The sequence below is a fragment of the Paractinoplanes toevensis genome (assembly GCF_018332695.1).
Classification (GTDB): Bacteria; Actinomycetota; Actinomycetes; order Mycobacteriales; family Micromonosporaceae; genus Actinoplanes; species Actinoplanes toevensis.
This window is the reverse complement of the sequence record NZ_BOQN01000085.1, coordinates 13934-31498: the sequence shown is the minus strand read 5'-3', so window position 1 is coordinate 31498 and position 17565 is coordinate 13934. Positions and strand designations below refer to the sequence as shown.

At 71.4% G+C, this 17565-nt stretch carries 17 protein-coding genes; 12 read left to right on the top strand and 5 right to left on the bottom strand.

Features of this window, described 5'->3' with window-relative positions; translation table 11 throughout:
• Nucleotides 1-5: 5 nt before the first annotated feature.
• Nucleotides 6-1640, top strand: a complete 1635-nt coding sequence (locus Ato02nite_RS32390; RefSeq protein ID WP_213010478.1) for an ABC-F family ATP-binding cassette domain-containing protein — start codon at nucleotides 6-8, stop codon at nucleotides 1638-1640.
• Nucleotides 1640-2302 carry a maleylpyruvate isomerase N-terminal domain-containing protein gene (locus Ato02nite_RS32385; protein ID WP_213010477.1) on the top strand — a complete coding sequence of 221 codons (663 nt, stop codon included), beginning with the start codon at nucleotides 1640-1642 and terminating at the stop codon, nucleotides 2300-2302. Before Ato02nite_RS32390 ends, Ato02nite_RS32385 begins: the two co-directional genes overlap by 1 nt.
• Before the next feature lie 15 nt (nucleotides 2303-2317).
• Here Ato02nite_RS32385 and Ato02nite_RS32380 read toward each other — a convergent pair whose 3' ends face one another.
• Nucleotides 2318-2758 carry a hypothetical protein gene (locus Ato02nite_RS32380; RefSeq protein WP_213010476.1) on the bottom strand — a complete coding sequence of 147 codons (441 nt, stop codon included), beginning with the start codon at nucleotides 2756-2758 and terminating at the stop codon, nucleotides 2318-2320.
• Between the two features lie 99 nt (nucleotides 2759-2857).
• On the opposite strand from Ato02nite_RS32380, the gene larE reads away from it, so the two are divergent.
• The 3 genes from larE to larC are packed head-to-tail and all read left to right on the top strand — an operon-like array spanning nucleotide 2858 to nucleotide 5606.
• Nucleotides 2858-3682, top strand: a complete 825-nt coding sequence (gene larE, locus Ato02nite_RS32375; protein ID WP_213010475.1) for an ATP-dependent sacrificial sulfur transferase LarE — start codon at nucleotides 2858-2860, stop codon at nucleotides 3680-3682.
• Nucleotides 3679-4338: a nickel pincer cofactor biosynthesis protein LarB gene (gene larB, locus Ato02nite_RS32370; RefSeq protein WP_213010474.1), complete on the top strand. Its 660-nt coding sequence runs from the start codon at nucleotides 3679-3681 to the stop codon at nucleotides 4336-4338. The genes larE and larB overlap by 4 nt, the downstream gene beginning before the upstream one ends.
• Nucleotides 4335-5606 (top strand): nickel pincer cofactor biosynthesis protein LarC, encoded by a 1272-nt coding sequence (gene larC, locus Ato02nite_RS32365; protein WP_213010473.1) that lies wholly within the window; start codon nucleotides 4335-4337, stop codon nucleotides 5604-5606. The genes larB and larC overlap by 4 nt, the downstream gene beginning before the upstream one ends.
• Here larC and Ato02nite_RS32360 read toward each other — a convergent pair.
• Nucleotides 5532-6803, bottom strand: coding sequence for a mannitol dehydrogenase family protein (locus Ato02nite_RS32360; RefSeq protein ID WP_213010472.1), 1272 nt, complete (start codon nucleotides 6801-6803; stop codon nucleotides 5532-5534). The two genes, larC and Ato02nite_RS32360, sit on opposite strands and share 75 nt — an antisense overlap.
• A gap of 5 nt (nucleotides 6804-6808) precedes the next feature.
• Nucleotides 6809-8206 carry a glucuronate isomerase gene (uxaC, locus tag Ato02nite_RS32355; RefSeq protein ID WP_213010471.1) on the bottom strand — a complete coding sequence of 466 codons (1398 nt, stop codon included), beginning with the start codon at nucleotides 8204-8206 and terminating at the stop codon, nucleotides 6809-6811.
• 168 nt (nucleotides 8207-8374) lie between these two features.
• Between uxaC and Ato02nite_RS32350 the strand changes: the two genes are divergently transcribed.
• The 7 genes from Ato02nite_RS32350 to Ato02nite_RS32320 are packed head-to-tail and all read left to right on the top strand — an operon-like array spanning nucleotide 8375 to nucleotide 15207.
• Nucleotides 8375-9715, top strand: coding sequence for an ABC transporter substrate-binding protein (locus Ato02nite_RS32350; protein WP_213010470.1), 1341 nt, complete (start codon nucleotides 8375-8377; stop codon nucleotides 9713-9715).
• Nucleotides 9716-10648 carry a carbohydrate ABC transporter permease gene (locus Ato02nite_RS32345; RefSeq protein WP_213010469.1) on the top strand — a complete coding sequence of 311 codons (933 nt, stop codon included), beginning with the start codon at nucleotides 9716-9718 and terminating at the stop codon, nucleotides 10646-10648.
• Entirely contained in the window at nucleotides 10645-11508 is an 864-nt protein-coding gene (locus Ato02nite_RS32340; RefSeq protein ID WP_213010468.1) for a carbohydrate ABC transporter permease, read from the top strand. Before Ato02nite_RS32345 ends, Ato02nite_RS32340 begins: the two co-directional genes overlap by 4 nt.
• Entirely contained in the window at nucleotides 11505-12455 is a 951-nt protein-coding gene (locus Ato02nite_RS32335; RefSeq protein ID WP_213010467.1) for a Gfo/Idh/MocA family protein, read from the top strand. Before Ato02nite_RS32340 ends, Ato02nite_RS32335 begins: the two co-directional genes overlap by 4 nt.
• A 12-nt stretch (nucleotides 12456-12467) precedes the next feature.
• Nucleotides 12468-13295 carry a sugar phosphate isomerase/epimerase family protein gene (locus Ato02nite_RS32330; RefSeq protein ID WP_213010466.1) on the top strand — a complete coding sequence of 276 codons (828 nt, stop codon included), beginning with the start codon at nucleotides 12468-12470 and terminating at the stop codon, nucleotides 13293-13295.
• Entirely contained in the window at nucleotides 13292-14347 is a 1056-nt protein-coding gene (locus Ato02nite_RS32325; protein WP_213010465.1) for a Gfo/Idh/MocA family protein, read from the top strand. The genes Ato02nite_RS32330 and Ato02nite_RS32325 overlap by 4 nt, the downstream gene beginning before the upstream one ends.
• Nucleotides 14344-15207: a sugar phosphate isomerase/epimerase family protein gene (locus Ato02nite_RS32320; protein WP_213010464.1), complete on the top strand. Its 864-nt coding sequence runs from the start codon at nucleotides 14344-14346 to the stop codon at nucleotides 15205-15207. Before Ato02nite_RS32325 ends, Ato02nite_RS32320 begins: the two co-directional genes overlap by 4 nt.
• On the opposite strand, the gene Ato02nite_RS32315 is transcribed toward Ato02nite_RS32320, so the two are convergent.
• Both Ato02nite_RS32315 and Ato02nite_RS32310 read right to left on the bottom strand, forming a co-directional pair.
• A complete protein-coding gene (locus tag Ato02nite_RS32315) occupies nucleotides 15204-16199 on the bottom strand; it encodes a LacI family DNA-binding transcriptional regulator (protein WP_213010463.1) in 996 nt (331 codons plus the stop codon). The genes Ato02nite_RS32320 and Ato02nite_RS32315 overlap by 4 nt on opposite strands.
• Nucleotides 16200-16395: 196 nt before the next feature.
• A complete protein-coding gene (locus Ato02nite_RS32310) occupies nucleotides 16396-17406 on the bottom strand; it encodes a toll/interleukin-1 receptor domain-containing protein (protein ID WP_213010462.1) in 1011 nt (336 codons plus the stop codon).
• Between the last annotated feature and the right edge of the window lie 159 nt (nucleotides 17407-17565).

Genomic DNA, 17565 nt, shown 5'->3' with positions numbered 1-17565 from the left:
GCGATATGAGCGCCACGATGATCGGCCGGGAACTTGCCGCAGGCCACGGCGACCGCGTTCTCTTCTCGGGGCTCGATCTGGTGGTCGCCCCGGGCGACGTGATCGGCCTCGTCGGGGTGAACGGGGCCGGCAAGACGACGCTGCTGCGCACGCTGGCCGGACTCGTACCCCCCGAAGGCGGCACCGTCACGCTGAGCCCGCCCACCGCCAATGTCGGCTATCTCCCGCAGGAGCGGGAGCGACGCGCCGGCGAGAGTGTGCGCGACTTCCTCGCCCGCCGCACCGGGGTCGGTCCGGCCCAGGAGGCCATGGACGCGGCCGCGGAACGGCTGGCCACCGAGGCGGCCGGCGCCGACGACGAGTACGCGGTGGCCCTCGAGCGGTGGCTCGACCTCGGCGGCGCCGACCTGGACGAACGCGCCGTGCAGGTGGCCGGGGAACTCGGGCTGACCGTGGCCCTCGACCATCCGATGACGGCGCTTTCCGGTGGCCAGGCGGCCCGGGCCGGCATGGCGTCGTTGCTGCTCAGCCGGTACGACATCTTCCTGCTCGACGAGCCGACCAACGACCTCGACCTGGACGGGCTGGGCCGGCTCGAGGAGTTCGTTCGTGGGCTGCGGGCCGGCACCGTGCTGGTCAGCCACGATCGCGAGTTCCTCACCCGTACGGTGACCGAGGTCCTTGAATTGGATCTTGCGCAGCAGCAGGTCAACCTGTTCGGCGGCGGCTACGGCGCCTACCTGGAGGAACGCGAGCGGGCCCGGCGGCACGCGCGGGAGCAGTTCGACGAGTACGCCGGGAAGAAGGAGGACCTCCTCGAACGGGCCCGCATGCAGCGCGCCTGGATGGAGAAGGGGGTCCGCAACGCGCGCCGCAAGGTCCCGGACAACGACAAGATCGGCAAGCACCTCCGCGGCGAGAGCAGCGAGAAACAGGCCGCCAAGGCCCGCCAGACGGAACGGCTGATCGAGCGGCTCGACGTGGTCGAGGAACCCCGCAAGGAGTGGGAACTGCGGATGGAGATCGCCGCCGCGCCGCGAGCCGGTGCGGTGGTGGCGACGCTGCGCGAGGCGGTGGTGCGCCGCGGCGACTTCACCCTCGGGCCGGTCACCCTGCAGATCGACTGGGCCGACCGGGTCGCGATCACCGGGGCGAACGGGTCCGGGAAGTCGACGCTGCTGGCGGCGATGCTCGGGCGCCTTCCCCTCGACAGCGGGACGGCGAGTCTCGGGCCGGGCGTGGTGGTCGGCGAGATCGACCAGGCGCGCGGACTGTTCCTCGGTGACCAGTCGCTGATGACGGCGTTCGGGGCGGAGGTCCCGGAGATGCCCGACGCGGACGTGCGGACGCTGCTGGCCAAGTTCGGGTTGCGGGCGGCGCACGTGCCCCGCCCGGCCGCCTCCCTCTCCCCGGGCGAGCGCACCCGGGCCGCGCTCGCGCTGCTGCAGGCCCGCGGGGTCAACCTGCTGGTCCTCGACGAACCCACCAACCACCTCGACCTGGCCGCCATCGAACAGCTCGAGTCGGCCCTGTCCTCCTACACCGGCACCCTGCTGCTGGTCACCCACGACCGGCGGATGCTCGACGCGGTCGAGACCGACCGGCATCTCGAGGTCGCCGACGGGAAGGTGACCGGCTGATGCACGTCGGCCACGACGAGGCCCGGGACACGTTCCTGGCCCAGCTGTCCGCGTTCGAGGTTGCGGTCCGCGACCTGGGCTCGCGGCAGCTCCTGGCCCCCAGCCGCTGTCTCGGCTGGACGGTGGGTGACCTGATCGTCCACGTGCACCTGGCCCTGCAGGAGATGCTGCTCGGCCTGGTCAGCCCGACCGACGCGGCGGCCGACTCGGACGCGGCCCGGTACTGGCAGGCGCCCACCCCGGGCGATGATGACGACCTCGACGGCCTGCGGTTCGTGCAGCGGCTCGGCGCGGCCTACCGCCGGCCGTCCGGGGCGGTCACGCATCTGCTGCCCACGGTGGCCGGGGTCCGCTCCGCGACGACCGCCCTGCGGCCCGGCCGGGTCCGGTTCCAGGGTCAGGTGCTCACCACCGGCGACTTCCTGGCGACCTGGGCCGTCGAGCTGGCCGTCCACCACCTCGACCTGCTCCGGGACGACGACCCGCCGGTCCCGGCGGCGCTGCGGCTCGCCCGGCTGACCGTGGAGGCCCTGGTCGGCGGCGCCTTCCCGGCGGACTGGACGGATGCGACGGTGGCGCTGCTCGGCACCGGCCGGGTGCGCCCCGACGCCGCGCAGATCGAAGCCGCGCCGCTGGCCCGGGAACTTCCGGTGCTCACCTGACCGCGGCCGGGCCCTTCAGCGGCGGCCCGCGGTCAGCGCGACCAGGAACTGTCCGCCGCCCGCGTCGACGCTCGCCGTCACCGGCAGGCCGGGCACCAGCCGGGAGAACCGGTCGACCAGCCAGTCGGCCGCCTCCTGAGCGTCCTTCTTGCTCGGGCACCGGGCCACCAGCTCGCGGCCGCCCTTGCGTTCGAGGCGGTCGGCGACCGCGATGAGCGGGGCCGGCTCCACCACGTGCAGGCGGTCCGGCCAGGCGATGACCACCTTGACCGCGCCCTTGCGGGTGTTGCAGGCGCGGTGCGCGAGCCGCTCGGCCACCTTGGCCTTCTTGTCGGCGGTGCGGCTGTCGACGCTCGGGCCACGCGGATCGTTCACCGACATGTCGGCGTCGACCGGCTCGTCGCACACCCAGCATCGCCAGGCGTCCCGCTTCGCCACATCATCAAGAAGACTCATCCGAGAAAAATAGCCTCTCGCCGACCGGTTCCGCCCTGATGGCGCAACTTCTGGCAACTGCTTGCCGCCGGACGGCATCTCCGGCGTGGAATGACGGACATGGACCACGATCTGGCCTCCCGGGCCACCAGCCATATCGCCCATCAACTGGCCGGGGTCGGCCGTCTCGGCGTTGCCTTCTCCGGCGGGGTCGACTCGTCGGTGCTGCTGGCGCTGGCCGCGCGGGCGCTGGGCGCCGACCGGGTGGTCGCCATCCTCGGGGTGTCGCCGAGCCTGGCCGCCGACGAACGGGCCGCGGCGCACGACGTGGCCCGGCAGGTGGGGGTGCCGCTGGCCGAGGTCGAGACGCACGAGGGTGCCCGCGCGGCGTACCGGGCGAACGGTCCGGACCGGTGCTTCCACTGCAAGGACGAGCTGTTCACCCGGATCGACGCGGCGGTCGCGGTGGCGCACGGGCTGGACGCGATCGCGTACGGGGAGAACGCCGACGACGTGCGCCGGACCGACCGGCCGGGGGCGCGGGCAGCGGCCGAGCACCGGGTGCTGACGCCGCTGGCGACCGCCGGGTTGACGAAGGCGGACGTGCGGGCGGTGGCCCGGGCGTTCGGTCTGGCCAGCGCCGACAAACCGGCCGCGCCCTGCCTGGCCTCCCGGATCCCGCATTTCTCGACGGTCAGCCCGGAAAAGCTGAGCCAGGTGGAACGCGCGGAGGCGGCGCTGCGCCGGCTGGGATTCGCCGACTTACGCGTACGCCATCACGGCCCCGTCGCCCGCCTCGAACTCCCGGTCGACGACCTGGTGCGGGCGGCCGGTGATCCGTTGCGCTCCGAGGTGCGGGCGGCGGTGCTCGCGGCCGGTTTCCGGTTCGTTGCCCTGGATCTGGCCGGCATCCAGTCCGGCGCGTTCACCCGGGATGCCTCGTGACCGACCTCGAGTCCTACGCCGACCTGGATCTGGGCCGCTCGGAGCGGCGCGGCTACCCGGAGGCGGTCTACTGCGCCGGCAAGACACTCGAGCAGGTGGCCGGGATCGCCGCCGCGGTGCGGTCCCGGCCGGACGTGGTCACGCTCTTCACCCGGGCGTCGCCGGCGCACGCGGAGGCGGTGCTCGGGGCCCTGCCGGACGCCTTCCACGACCCGGCGGCGGGCCTGCTGGCCTGGCCGGCGCCGGTCCCCGCCCCGCGCGGCGGGCTCGTGGTGGTCGTAGCGGCCGGCACGTCCGACCTACCGGTCGCCCGCGAGTCGATGCTGACGGCCCGATATCTGGGCCGCGAGACCCGGCTGGTGGTCGACGTGGGCGTGGCCGGCCTGCACCGGATCGTGTCCCACCTGGAGATGCTGCGCCGCGCCCGGGTGGTTGTGGTGGTGGCCGGGATGGACGGCGCCCTGCCCGGCGTGGTGGCCGGCCTGATCGCCGCACCGGTGGTGGCGGTGCCGACGTCGGTGGGCTACGGCGCCGCGTTCGAGGGTCTGGCCGCGTTGCTCACCATGCTGAACGCCTGCGCACCGGGGGTGGCCGTGGTCAACATCGACAACGGCTACGGGGCCGGTCACCTGGCCGCCCAGATCGCCGCGCCGTGACCGGCCGGCGGCTGTGGATCGACGCGTCCGCAGGCGTGGCCGGGGACATGCTGCTCGGCGCGCTCCTGGACGCGGGCGCGAGCCTCGACGCGGTGCGGGCCGCGGTGGCCACGGTGGCCGGCGGGGCGGTGGAGATCGGGACGCACGAGGTGAGCCGGGCCGGGCTTCGCGCGCTCAAGGCCGAGGTCACCATGGCCGAGATCGACTCCCCCGAACGCACCTGGCGCGATGTGCACGCACTGCTGGCGGCCGCCGGCCTGCCCGACCCGGTCCGGGCGGCCGCCGTGGCGACGTTCCGGCGGCTGGCCGAGGCGGAGGCGCGGGTGCACGGCATCTCCCCCGACGAGGTGCACTTCCACGAGGTCGGCGCCCTCGACGCGATCGCCGACGTGGTCGGCTGCTGCGCGGCCCTGGCCGACCTGGGGGTCACCGTCGTCTCGGCCGGTCCGGTGGCGCTCGGCTCGGGCAGTGTCCGCGCCCACCACGGCCGCCTGCCGGTGCCGGTGCCCGCGGTCGCCGAGCTCGCCCGGGGCTGGCAGGCCTCGGCCGGCGGTGATGGTGAACTGGCGACCCCGACCGGGATGGCGCTCGTGCGGTCGCTGGCCGGCACCTGCGAGCCGCTGCCGCCGATGACCCTCGACGCGGTCGGGGTGGGCGCCGGGACCCGCGACCCGGCGGACCGCGCGAACGTGGTCCGCGTCTTCCTCGGCGAGCCGAGCCGGGAGCCGAGCCGGGAGCCGGACGAGGAGCTGCTGCTCCTGGAGTGCAATGTCGACGATCTCGATCCCCGGCTCTGGCCCGGCGTGCTGGCCGGCCTGCTCGAGCTCGGCGCGGCCGATGCCTGGCTGACGCCGATCCTGATGAAGAAGGGGCGGCCCGCGCACACCCTGAGCGTGCTCGGCCGGCCCGGCCTCGGGCCCGCGCTGCGGGATCGGATCTTCCGGGACACCAGCACCCTCGGCATCCGGCACAGCCCGCGCGGCCGGGTCGCGCTGGAGCGGGCCTTCGTCCGGGTGCCGGTGGGCGACGACACCGTCGCGGTGAAGATCGCCCACCGCGACGGTGTGCTGCTGCAGGTCATGCCCGAGTTCGAGGACATCGCCGAACTGGCCCGCCGCTCCGGCCGGCCGGAGCGGCTCGTCCTGCACGACGCGATCGCCGCGGCGGCCGCGGCCGGCCTGGTCGTGGGCCGGTCAGCCGAGGGCTTTGACCAGGTCGGTGTCGTCGGCCAGGTCGGGGGCCAGCAGCGCCAGCACGTCCCGTGGTGAGCCGGCCCGCTCCTGGTAGGGCGCCGCGCCCGCGTCCGAGACCGGGGCGCCCACGCCGCGCAGGTGGTCGATCCAGGCGGTCAGGATGCGGATCGCGCCGGCCGGCAGGCGGCCCGCGGCCCGCTCGCCGCGCAGAACCGGGAGCACCCGGATCGGCAGTTTCTGGGAGCCGTCGGCGGCGATCTGGGCGAGGGTGTGCCGGATCCGCGGGTTGGCGAAGCGGACCAGCAGCGCCGCCCGGTAGTCCACGAGTTCGGCCGCGGGCAGCGGGACGTGCCGGGCGGCCTCGTCCCACCACTCGTCCAGCCGGCGGCGGCACGACGGGTCGGCCACCGCCTCGGCGACCGTGGTGTGCCCGCGCGCGCTCCCGGCGTACGCCAGAAGGGAATGTCCGCCGTTGAGCAGGAGGAGTTTGCGGGTCTCGTGCGGGGTCACGTCGGCCACGAAGCGGGCGCCGGCCGCCTCCCAGGCCGGCCGGCCGGCCGGGAAGTCACCGCTGAGGACCCATTCGGTGAAGGGTTCGGTCACCACCGGGACGGCGTCGTCCCAGCCGAGCGCGGCCACCGCGCGTACGTCGTCGGGCGTGGTCCGGGGGGTGATCCGGTCGACCATCGTGCTGGGGAACGTGACGTTCGCGTCGATCCAGCCGGCCAGCCCGGGGTCGGCGAGGGCGGCCAGTTCGCGGACCACCCGGGCGGTCGCCTCGCCGTTGCCGGGCAGGTTGTCGCAGGAGACCACCGCCACCGGACCGGCACCGGCGTCGCGTCGGGCCGCGAGACCGGCCACGAGCCGGCCGGGCACGGTCGACGGCCGGCCGGACGACGACCGCAGTGCCGACACGTCGGCGTTCACCTCCGGGTCGGCCAGATCGAGACCGCCGTCCCGGCCGCGCCGGTAGCCCGCCTCGGTGACCGTCAGGGTGACGACGGCAACCGCCGGCCGGGCCAGATGGTCGCGCCACGCCGCCAGGTCGGAGCCGGCGAAGGCCGAGGTGACGGCGCTCTGCACCGATGTCTCGTCGGCCGAGGGCCCGCGCACGACCAGCGTGTAGCGCCCCTGCTGCCGGTTCAGGGCCTCGGCCAGCGCCGCCGAGCGGCCGGTGAACGCCGCGATCCCCCAGTCGCCCGGTGCGGCGCCGGTGTACCAGGCCTGGTGGGCCCGGAAGAAGCCGCCCAGGCCCAGATGCACGATCCGCACCGCCCTCACAGCTTGAACACCGCCCGCGGCTGGCTCACGACCAGGGAGGTCAGCGTGTCCATCGCCTCATCCTCGTCGAGCCGGTGCTCGGCCACGAGCGAAGCCAGGAATCCGGCGTCGAGGCGGCGGGACATGTCATGCCGGGCCGGGATCGAGCAGAACGCCCGGGTGTCGTCGATGAAGCCGGACAGCTTGCCGAACCCGGCGATCTCGGTGACCGCCCGCTGGTAGTTCCGGATCTCGGCGGGATTGTCGAGGAACCACCACGGCGCGCCCGCGTACACCGACGGGTAGAAGCCGGCCAGCGGGGCGATCTCGCGGCTGTAGACGGTGGGGTCGACGGTGAACAGCACCAGGTGGAAGCCGAGGTGGGTACCGAACCGTTCGAGCAGCGGCCGCAGGGCCCGGGTGTACTCGACCGCGACCGGGATGTCGTGGCCGGTGTCCGGGCCGAAGCGGGCCGCGGTCGCCGGGTGGTGGTTGCGCCAGATCCCCGGGTGCAGGGTCATCACCAGGCCGTCGTCGCAGGACATCCGGGCCATCTCGAAGGTCATGTGCCGGCGGAACGCGGTCGCCTCGGCCGGCGTGACCGTGCCGGCCAGCGCCGAGCGGTAGATCCGTACCGCGTCGGCCTCGGCGAGGGGCTCGGTTCCGGCGTCGAAGTGCCCGTGGTCGGCGGACACCGCGCCGTTCTCGATGAAATAGCGGCGCCGGTCCTGCAGGGCGGAGAGGTAGCCGGCGTAGGAGTCGGTGTCCCCGCCCAGCTCCTTCACGAGCGCCGGCCAGCCCGGGCGGCCCACCTCGAGGTAGCGGTCGGGCCGGAACGTCGGGGCGACGACCGTGCCGACCGCCGGATCATCCCGCAGGGCACGGTGCGCGGAGAGGTCGTCGGCCGGGTCGTCGGTGGTGGCCAGGAAGGAGATCCCGAACCGCGACAGCAATGCCCGGGGCCGATGACTCGGCTGCGCGAGCTGCTCCGCGATCCGGTCGTACAGCGCGTCCGCGTTCTCCGCCGAGGGCCGCGACGTGATCCCGAAGACCGCGGCGAACGAGCTGTCGAACCAGTACCGCACCGGCGTGCCCCGCAACAGGTGCCAGTGCGAGCACAGCAGCCGCCAGGCCGCCCGCGCCCGGTCCTCCGGCAACGGCCCCTCCCCCACCCCGAGCGCCTCGAGCGGCACCCCACCCGCGTGCAGCAACCGGGTCACGTAGTGATCGGGCTGCACGAACAGCGACGTCGGATCGGCGAACGGGGTGTCGTCGCGCAGGATCTTCGGGTCGACGTGCCCGTGCGGGCTGACGATCGGCAGCTCGCGGACGGTCTCGTAGAGACGGCGGGCGAGGGAGCGCACTCCCGGATCGGCGGGCAGCAGCCGATCGGGGTGCGGCGTCAGGGCGGCCATGCGCCCGAGCCTCGACGCGCGTCTCGCCCGGTGGCAAGCGGTTGCCACCTGTTGCCTCGGCCGCCGGGCAACAACTGGCAACTCGTTGCGTCCGGCGTGGAGCTGGGGAAACCATCGCGTAACAGTGATGCGGGTCACTCCGTACCGGCATCGGCGCAAAGGAGACCCATGCTCAACCGGAAGATACGGACGGCGGCGGCCCTGGCCGGCGTGACGGTGCTGACCGCGGCCCTGACCGCCTGCGGTGGCGACGACGACAGCGGTGGCGGTGGCGGTGCGGGCAAGACCCTGAACGTCCTGATCGGCGCCAACACCCAGTTCCCCGAACAGTTCGCGGCCTGGCAGAAGTCGATCAGCGACAAGTTCAAGGCGGCGACCGGCGCGACGGTCAAGTTCGAGACGTTCGCCAGCGCCAACGACGAGCTCACCAAGATCCAGACCTCGGTGGTGTCCGGCTCCGGGCCGGACGTCTACGCGGTCGGCACCACGTTCACCCCGACCGCCTACTCGACCGGCGCCTTCGTGAAGATGGGCGACGACGAGTGGAAGAAGATCGGCGGCAAGGAGAAATTCAACCCGGCCACCCTGGGCATCTCCGGGCCGGACGACAACAACCAGGTCGGCATCCCGTGGGTCAGCCGGCCGTTCGTGATGGCGTACAACACCGAGCTGCTGAAGGCGGCCGGCATCGCCAAGCCGGCGACCACCTGGGACGAGCTGACCCAGCAGGCCAAGCAGCTGACCAAGGGCGACCAGTACGGGCTGGCGATCGCGTACAAGGACAACTTCGACCCGTGGAAGTTCGCCTGGGGCATGTCGGTGCAGGCGGGCAACCCGCTGGTCGACGGCAAGACGGCGAAACTGCAGGACCCGGCCGTGCAGAAGGCGTTCTCGACGTACTTCGGCTGGCTCGCCACCGACAAGGTGGTCGACCCCGCCGCCGTCGGCTGGACCAACCCGCAGGCGCTGGCCGCGTTCGCCAAGGGCAAGACCGGCTACTTCCTGCTGACCACGACCACCGCCACCAACTCGCTGGAACAGGGCGCGGTGAAGGGCAAGTGGGCGTTCGCCCTGCTGCCGACCGTCCCGCCCGGCGCCACCAGCCGGCCCGCGAACGGCGTCGAGGCCGCCAGCATCCTCTCCGGTGACAACCTTCTGGTCGCCGACTACTCCAAGAACAAGGACCTGGCTTTCGAGTACGTCAAGCTGGTCACCGATCCCGAGGTGCAGCTCGACTACTACCAGAAGTTCGGCAACCTGCCGGCCAACGCCTCCGCCCTGCAGTCACTGGCGTCCGACCAGCGGCTGGCCCCGGTCACCGAGGCCGCGCAGAAGTCGGTGGCGACCCCGTTCACCGGCGCCTGGGGCGACATCCAGCTGGCGCTGACCAACGTGGCCGTGCAGACACTGCCCGACCTGACCAAGGGACCGATCAGCACCGCGCAGATCGACACCCGGCTCGCCGCCGCCCAGAAGTCCGCCCAGTCCGCGCTGGACCGGGCCAAGTAGATGACCACCCTGATCCGGCCGCCGGACAAGACGGCGCCGAAACAGCAGCGCCGCCGGGGCGTGACCGAGCGACAGCGTCCGCTGTGGCTGCTCACGCCCGGCGGGGTGCTGATGATCCTGATCGTCCTGATCCCGCTGGCGCTCGCCCTGTGGATCTCGCTGATCGACCTCGACCAGTACTCGTTGCGCCGCTGGATCGAGGCGCCGTTCATCGGCTTCGCCAACTACACCGAGTCGTTCAGCTCCGGCCTGCTGCACTCGATCTGGATCAGCGTCTCGTTCGCGGTACTGTCCACGGTCGCCACCGTGCCGATCGGGATCGCCGCCGCGCTGGTCACCCAGAACGCGTACCGCGGGCGGGGTCTGGTGCGGGCGATCTTCCTGATCCCGTACGTGCTGCCGTCGTTCGTGGTCTCCACGGTCTGGCGCACGATGCTCCAGCCGGACGGGATCGTCAACAAGGTCCTCGGCGACGGCAGCACGCTGTGGCTGAGCGGTCCCCGGGCGTACTGGACGCTGGTGCTGGTGGAGATCTGGGCGGCCTGGCCGTTCATCTACCTGATGGCGCTGGCCGGCCTGCAGTCGGTCGACCACGAGGTGCACGAGGCGTCCGCGGTCGACGGCGCCACCTGGTGGCCGAAGCTGTACAAGGTGATCCTGCCGTACCTGCGCGGGCCGGTGCTGCTGGCCTGCCTGCTCGCCACGCTCAACCACATCAACAACTTCACGCTGCCGTTCGTGCTGTTCGGGGCGCCCGCGCCGGACAACGTCAACGTCATGCCGATGCTCGTCTACGTGACCAGCTTCCAGAGCCTGCGGTTCGGGCTCAGCGCGGCGATGGCCGTGGTGTCGCTGATCCTGGTCGCCATCCCGCTCTTCATCTACCTGCGCGCGGTCCGCCTGGACGTCCACGACGAAGGAGGCCGGCGATGAGTGCCTCGGCCGAAGCCCAGCGGCTGCTGCCCCGGCCGCTGCTGGTCGTCCTGACCGCGCTGCTCTGCGCGATCGTGCTGGTCCCGGTGCTGTACATCGTGCTGGCCTCGCTGAACAGCGACGTCGGCGTGGCGTCCGGCGAGTTCTGGCCCAGCTCGTTCAGCCTGCACAGCTACTCCCGGATCTGGACCACCGCCGACCTGTCCAACGGCATCCTGAACAGCCTGATCGTCTGCGGGGTGACCGCGGTGGCGTCCGCGTTGCTCGGCACCACCACCGCGTACGTGCTGGTCCGTTACAGCTTCCGCGGCCGGCTGACGATCCTGCGCGGGCTGGTCGGGTTGCAGAGCATCCCGGGCACCCTCATGCTGCTCCCGGTGTTCGTGCTGTTCTCGTCGGCCGGCAACTACCTGGGCCTGACCGTGGTGGGCACCCGCTGGGGGCTGTTCGTGGCGTACCTGACGTTCGCCCTGCCGTTCTCGACCTGGGTGATGGTCACCTACCTGCGCGGCCTGCCCCGCGAGCTGGAGGAGGCGGCGCGCACCGAGGGCGCCTCCACGCTGGTGATCCTGCGGCGGATCATCTTCCCGCTGAGCCTGCCGGCCATCGTCGTCTCCGGCATCTTCGCCTTCCTGCTCGGCTGGAACGACGTCCTGTTCGCGACGGTGCTGACCCGGCCCGAGACGCACACCGCCGCGGTCGCGCTGTCCATCTTCGGGTCCGCGCAGGAGGGCGGCGCGCTGCCGGTGTACTCGCAGATGATGGCGGCCTCCCTGGTCTGCGCCGCGCCGGTGGTCATCCTCTACCTGATCTTCCAGCGCTATCTGGTGGGCGGCCTGACGGCGGGCGGGGTCAAGTGACCCGGGTCGCGGTGATCGGGTGCGGGACGGTGTCGGTGGTGCACCTCGCGGCGATCGAGACGATCGGCGCCGAGCTGGTCGGGGTGTGCGACATCGACCCGGCCCGCGCCCCGGGCGGCTATCGCGACCACCGGGCGATGCTCGACGAGCTGCGGCCGGACGTGGTGCACATCTGCACGCCGCACGACCAGCACGTGCCGGTCGCGATCGACGCTCTCGAGCGGGGCGCGCACGTGCTGCTCGAGAAACCGGTCGCGCACACCGTCGAGGAGGCCGAGCGGCTGGTCGCCGCGGCCAAGGCGTTCCCCGACCGCAAGATCGGCGTCTGCCTGCAGAACCGGTACAACGCCACCTCGATCGCCGCCCGGGAACATCTCCGGGACAGTCCACCGAGAAGCGGCTCGGCGACCGTGCTGTGGCATCGCGACCCGAGCTACTACCGGGACAGTCCGTGGCGCGGCCGCCGCGAGCGCAGCGGGGGCGGAGTCCTGATCAATCAGGCCATCCACACCCTGGACCTCCTGCAGTGGCTGCTCGGCGACGTCGAGAGCGTCGCGAGCCACACCGGCCGCTACGGCGACTTCCCCGGCATCGACGTCGAGGACACCGCCCACGCGCTGCTCGGACACGCCGGCGGGGCGCGCAGCGTCTTCTTCGCCACGGTCACCAACGCGACCGACTCCCCGGTGACCATCGAGATCGTCACCGATGAGACGACCCTGCTGATCCGGGGCGACCTGACCGTCACCCACGCCGGCGGCCGCACCGAGGTGACCGCCGAACGCCGGGCCGGGACCGCCGGACGCAACTACTGGGGCGTCTCGCACGAGCTGCTGATCGCCGATTTCTACCGGTCGCTCGGCAGCCCGGAACCGTTCTGGATCGGCCCCGAGGAGGCGCTGCGATCCCAGCGGATCGTCGACCAGATCTACTGTCACCACAGCTGAAGGGCGCCGCCGATGTGGACTCTCTCCGGATTCGCCGACGAGATCTCCCCCGATCTCACCGAGCAGTGCGAGGTCGCCAGCAGTCTGGGCCTCAAGTACATCGAGGTGCGCAGCGCCTGGGACGTCAACATTCTCGACCTGTCCCCGGTGCAACTCGCCGAGATGAAGAAGACCCTTTCCGCGTACGGGCTGAAGGTATCCAGCATCGGCTCGCCGATCGGCAAGATCTTCATCGACGAGGACTTCGCGCCGCACCTGGAGCGGATGCGGCACGCCGCCGAGGTCGCCGCCGAGCTGGACGCCCCCTACATCCGGATCTTCTCGTTCTTCCTGCGGCCCGGCGATGATCCGGCCGCGCATCGGGCCGAGGTGATCGACCGGATGCGGGCGCTGGTCCGGGTGGCCGAGGAGGCCGACCTGATCCTGCTGCACGAGAACGAGAAGCAGATCTACGGCGACGTGCCGGAGCGCTGCCTCGACCTGGTCCGCTCGGTCGGCTCGCCCTATCTGCGGCTGGCCTGGGACCCGGCGAACTTCGTGCAGGTCGGGGTGCGTCCCTTCACCGACGGCTACCCGGCGCTGCGCCCGCACGTCGAGTACATCCAGATCAAGGACGCGCACGCCGCCGACGGGACGGTGGTGCCGGCCGGGCAGGGCGACGGCGAGGTCGCCGCCACCATCCGGGCGCTGCGCCACGACGGCTTCGACGGCTTCTTCTCACTCGAACCGCACCTCGCCCTGGGCCACGCCGCCGGCGGTTTCTCCGGCCCCGACCTGTTCCGCACCGCCTGGAAGGCCTTCACCGACCTTCTGAAGACCGAGGAGATTGAGTACGCGTGAGCACAGCACCCAAATTCGCACTGGTCGGCGCGGGCGTGATCGGGAAGCACCACGGTCTGGTGATGAGCCGGCTCGCCGATCGCCTCGAGCTCGTCGCGGTCGCCGACGTCGACCTCGACCGAGCGACAGCGCTCGCCGCCGAACGCGGCGGCCGCGCCTACGACTCGCTCGGCGCGGTGCTGGCCGCCGAACAGGTCGACGTCGTCGTGGTCTGCACGCCGACCGGCCTGCACGGCGAGGTCGCCGTCGAGGCCCTCGAGGCCGGCAAGAACGTGATCGTGGAGAAGCCCGCCGAGATCACCGTGGCCCGCACCGACGAGATCATCCGCGCCCGGCAGAAGGCCGGCACCCTGGTCACCGTCATCTCGCAGCATCGGTTCGACCCGGCCACCGAGAAGGTGCTGGCCGCGATCGAGGCCGGCGAGCTCGGCCGGCTCACCTCCGGCATCGCGTCGATCGACTGGTGGCGCGGGCAGAGCTACTACGACTCCGGCGGCTGGCGCGGCACCTGGGAGCTCGACGGCGGCGGCGCCCTGATGAACCAGGGCGTGCACACCGTCGACCTGCTGATCGCCGCGCTCGGCCGGCCGGTCGAGGTGTTCGCCTACACCGGCACCCTCGCGCACGAGCGGATCGAGGTCGAGGACGTGGCGGCCGGGGTGGTGAAATTCGCGTCGGGCGCGCTCGGCGTGCTGCACGCCACCACCGCCGCCTATCCGGGGCTCAGCGCCCGCCTCCAGGTTCACGGCGACCGCGGCTCGGCCGTCATCGACAACGACGAGATGGCGTTCTTCTCGGCGACCCCGGCCGGCGAGGCGATCTCCGACCGGCTGATGGGCACCACCCAGGCCGTCTCCGGTGGTGGCGACACCACCGCGTCGAGCGACCCGGGGATGCTCTCGGACGCCCACCGGCTGCAGTACCTCAACTTCCTCGGAGCGCTGGACGGCACCGAGAAGCTGCGCGTCGACCTGGAGACCAACCGGCAGTCGGTCGCGGTCATCACCGCCGCGTACGAGTCGGCCCGCACCGGACGGCCGGTGGCGCTGTGAGCCGGATAGCCGCCAATCCGATTCCGTACTGGGCCTCGGCCGGCAAGACGCGCGCGGTCTTCGACGAGGCGTTCCGCGACTTCCAGGAGATCGGCTTCACCGCGGTCAAGGCGGACGTGCCGGACGACATGACCGCCGCCGACTACCGCGCCTGGATCAACGGGTACGGGCTGCAACCGTCGCTGAGCCTGTTCAACTCCCCGTTCGACGAGACCGTCACCCTGGACGCGGAGATCGAACGGGCCAAACGGTTCGCGGCCGCGCAGGTGGAACTCGGCCTCGACCGTACGATGATCTCCTCGATGGCCCGGCCGGAACGCCTGGCCGAACCGGCCGTCGGCGCCGGTTTCGACGAGGGCCGGCTGGCCCGCGCGATCGAGATGTGCGGCGAGGTCTGCCGGGTGTTGCAGGCCGAAGGGCTGCGGCCGCTGCACCACTCGCACATCGGCGGCATCTTCGAGACCGAGCCCGAGATCGTGCGGCTGCTCGACGACCTCGGGCCGGACGTGATCGGCTTCGGGCCGGACACCGGGCACCTGCGCTGGGCCGGCATCGAGCCGGCCGGGTTCATCCGCCGGTACGCGTCCCGGCTCGGCGGCATCCACCTCAAGGACTGCTTCCCCGATTACCTGGGAAAGACCGGCCGCAGCTATCACGAGACCACGGCGTCCAAGCGGTTATGGGCCGAACCCGGCCTCGGCGTGGTCGACTTCGACGCCGTGCTCGACGCGATCCCCGCCGGCTACGACGGTGACTACATGATCGAGGTGGACGAGCCGAGCGTCGCGTCGAAGCGGGAATCGCACCTCATGTCGTTCGCCTGGGCGACCGAGGCCCTGGCCGGCCGGGTCGCGACCTAGCTGACCTGGCGCGACCGCCGGGCGGTCGAGCCGCGCACGACCAGGCGCACCGGTAGCACCAGCGGATCGCCGCTGGGCTGCGCGCCTTGGGCGACCGCGATGCAGTTCTGGACGCCGGTGAAGCCCATCCGGTAGAGCGGCGAGGCGATCGTGGTGAGCTGCGGTTCGACCAGCTCGTCGAAGATGATGTTGTCGAAGCCGATCACGCTGACCTGGCTCGGCACGTCGATGCCGAGCCGGCGCAGCCCCTTCACGATGCCGATCGCGAGCTGATCGTTGTACGCCTGCACGGCCGTCGACTCGAGCTCGGCGACCCGCAGCGCGGCGCTGATCCCGGCCAGCACGGTCGGCTCGCACGGCCCGACCCGGCGCGCCTCCAGCCGCAGCTCGGCCGCGACCTTGCGGACGGCCCGCCAGCGCACACCGTCGGACCAGCTCGCCTCCGGCCCGGCCACGTACGTGATCCGTTCGTGCCCCAGCTTGGCGAGGTGCTCGACCGCCCGCCGGATGCCCCGCTCGGCGTCGTTGAGCACACAGTTCGCCTCCGGGATGCTGCGGTTGAGCAGCACCACCGCCTTCTGCTTGGCCACCATGCGCAGGGCCGAGTCGGTCATCCGCGAGCTGGCGATGACGAGACCGTCGACCTGGTCGAGCTCCTGCTCGATCGTCTGCCGCTCCACCTTCGGCGACTCGTTGGTGTGCGACAGGATCAGCTGGTAACCGGCCTCCCGCGCGGCTTCGTACGCGCCCTTGATGATGTCGCCGTAGAACGGATTGGTGACGTCGGCGACCACGAGCGCGATGGCGTGCCGCACCGCCCGGTCGGCCGGCTGCCCGGCCGACCCCGATCGATAGCCCAGCCGCTCCGCCGCCCGGAACACCCGCTGGGCGGTCTCCGCGTTGACCCGCCCCGGCCGCGCGTAGGCCCGCGACACCGTGGAGGCGGCCACCCCGGCTTCGCGCGCCACGTCGTAAATCGTCGGGCGGCTCATGTCGAGCATGTTAATTGCCTGGCCACGCCGGAGACAGCCCCGCGTGGATCAGTCCCTCAGCGCTGGGCCAGGATCACGCGAAGGACCGCGAGCAGGAGGAACCGGTGCGCGCGGCGTTCCTCCATTGGGCACGGATCGCATCGGCCGGCTCATCGTCCGCCTTGATCGGCTGCGCGGCATTCTGAGATCTGCCGTGTCAAGTGGCGGCGCCGTCGGTGCGATCGAGCTCGAACAAGCGGAATTGGCCGTTGTGATGGTCTCGAATGTTGCCTTCAGTCCGCAGGACGGCACTCTCCACTGCTCGCCACACCAGCCGAGCGTCTTCGTCCAGGGCGCCTACGTCGATACCGATCATTCGCCCTCGGTAGGAGACGGACCGGCAGATCTGCTCGAACAACGCGTAGTAGACCGCCACGGAATTGTCGAGATCTGCCACCGCGAACTCGATCATCCAGATCTGCCGACGCGCGTAGTGATCGGGCCATAGCCGCTCGAAGTATTGCGGCGAGACAAGAGGCATGGCGTCCAGATCGTTGGTGAGCGCGGCCATGCCGAGGGGGCGCCCGTCGGGACCCAAGCAAAGCAGCTTTTCAATGCGCTCATCCCGCATGACCTCGTCGAACTCCGAGCGGTACATGAGGGAGCGCTGGATTCGTAACGAATTGAATCCGACGGTGCGATTGAAGTACAGATCCCATAGATCTTCGAGCAGGTGATCGTCGTTGATGCGGTTCATCGGCTTGAGGACGGTGCCGGTCGCGTCCGCAGCCAGGACCTCCTCGGACAACAACCACTCCTCCGGCAGCTCGACGCCGAGGCTCTCCAGGAGCTTCGGATAGCCGTTCAACCGGTACAGATCGACACAGTGCCATTTGCTCAGACTCTGCGGGATCTCGCACGGCTTCAAACGCACCGGAATGATGAAGGCGCGACCTTCCGGTTGCTCATCGGCCACGTCGAGCGCCCGCCGGAGTTCTTTCTGGACGTAGCCGGTCTTGGAGACCGAATTTTTCGACAGGCAGACAAGAACGAACCTCGAACGCCGGATCGCCTTGGTGATCTCCTCGTCCCAGTTCTGCCCGCCGACAAGATCCACATCGTCCAGCCAGCAATTGACGCCGTCGTGGGTCAGGTTCTGATGGAGGCCTCTGACCACATCCTTGTCGTCGGAGGCGTGGCAGAGGAAGACGAGATCCTTGTCCGACATAGTCATAGGCCCTCCTGACCGCACCCCGGCCATGGTATTCCCGGCGGGTGCCGCTCGGGGGATCTGCGCGCGGCACGGCCCGCCGCCCGCGTCGCCGTCGAGGTCGGCTTCACGATCGGGTCCACTTCACCCATCACTTCGAACGCCACGTTTCGACCA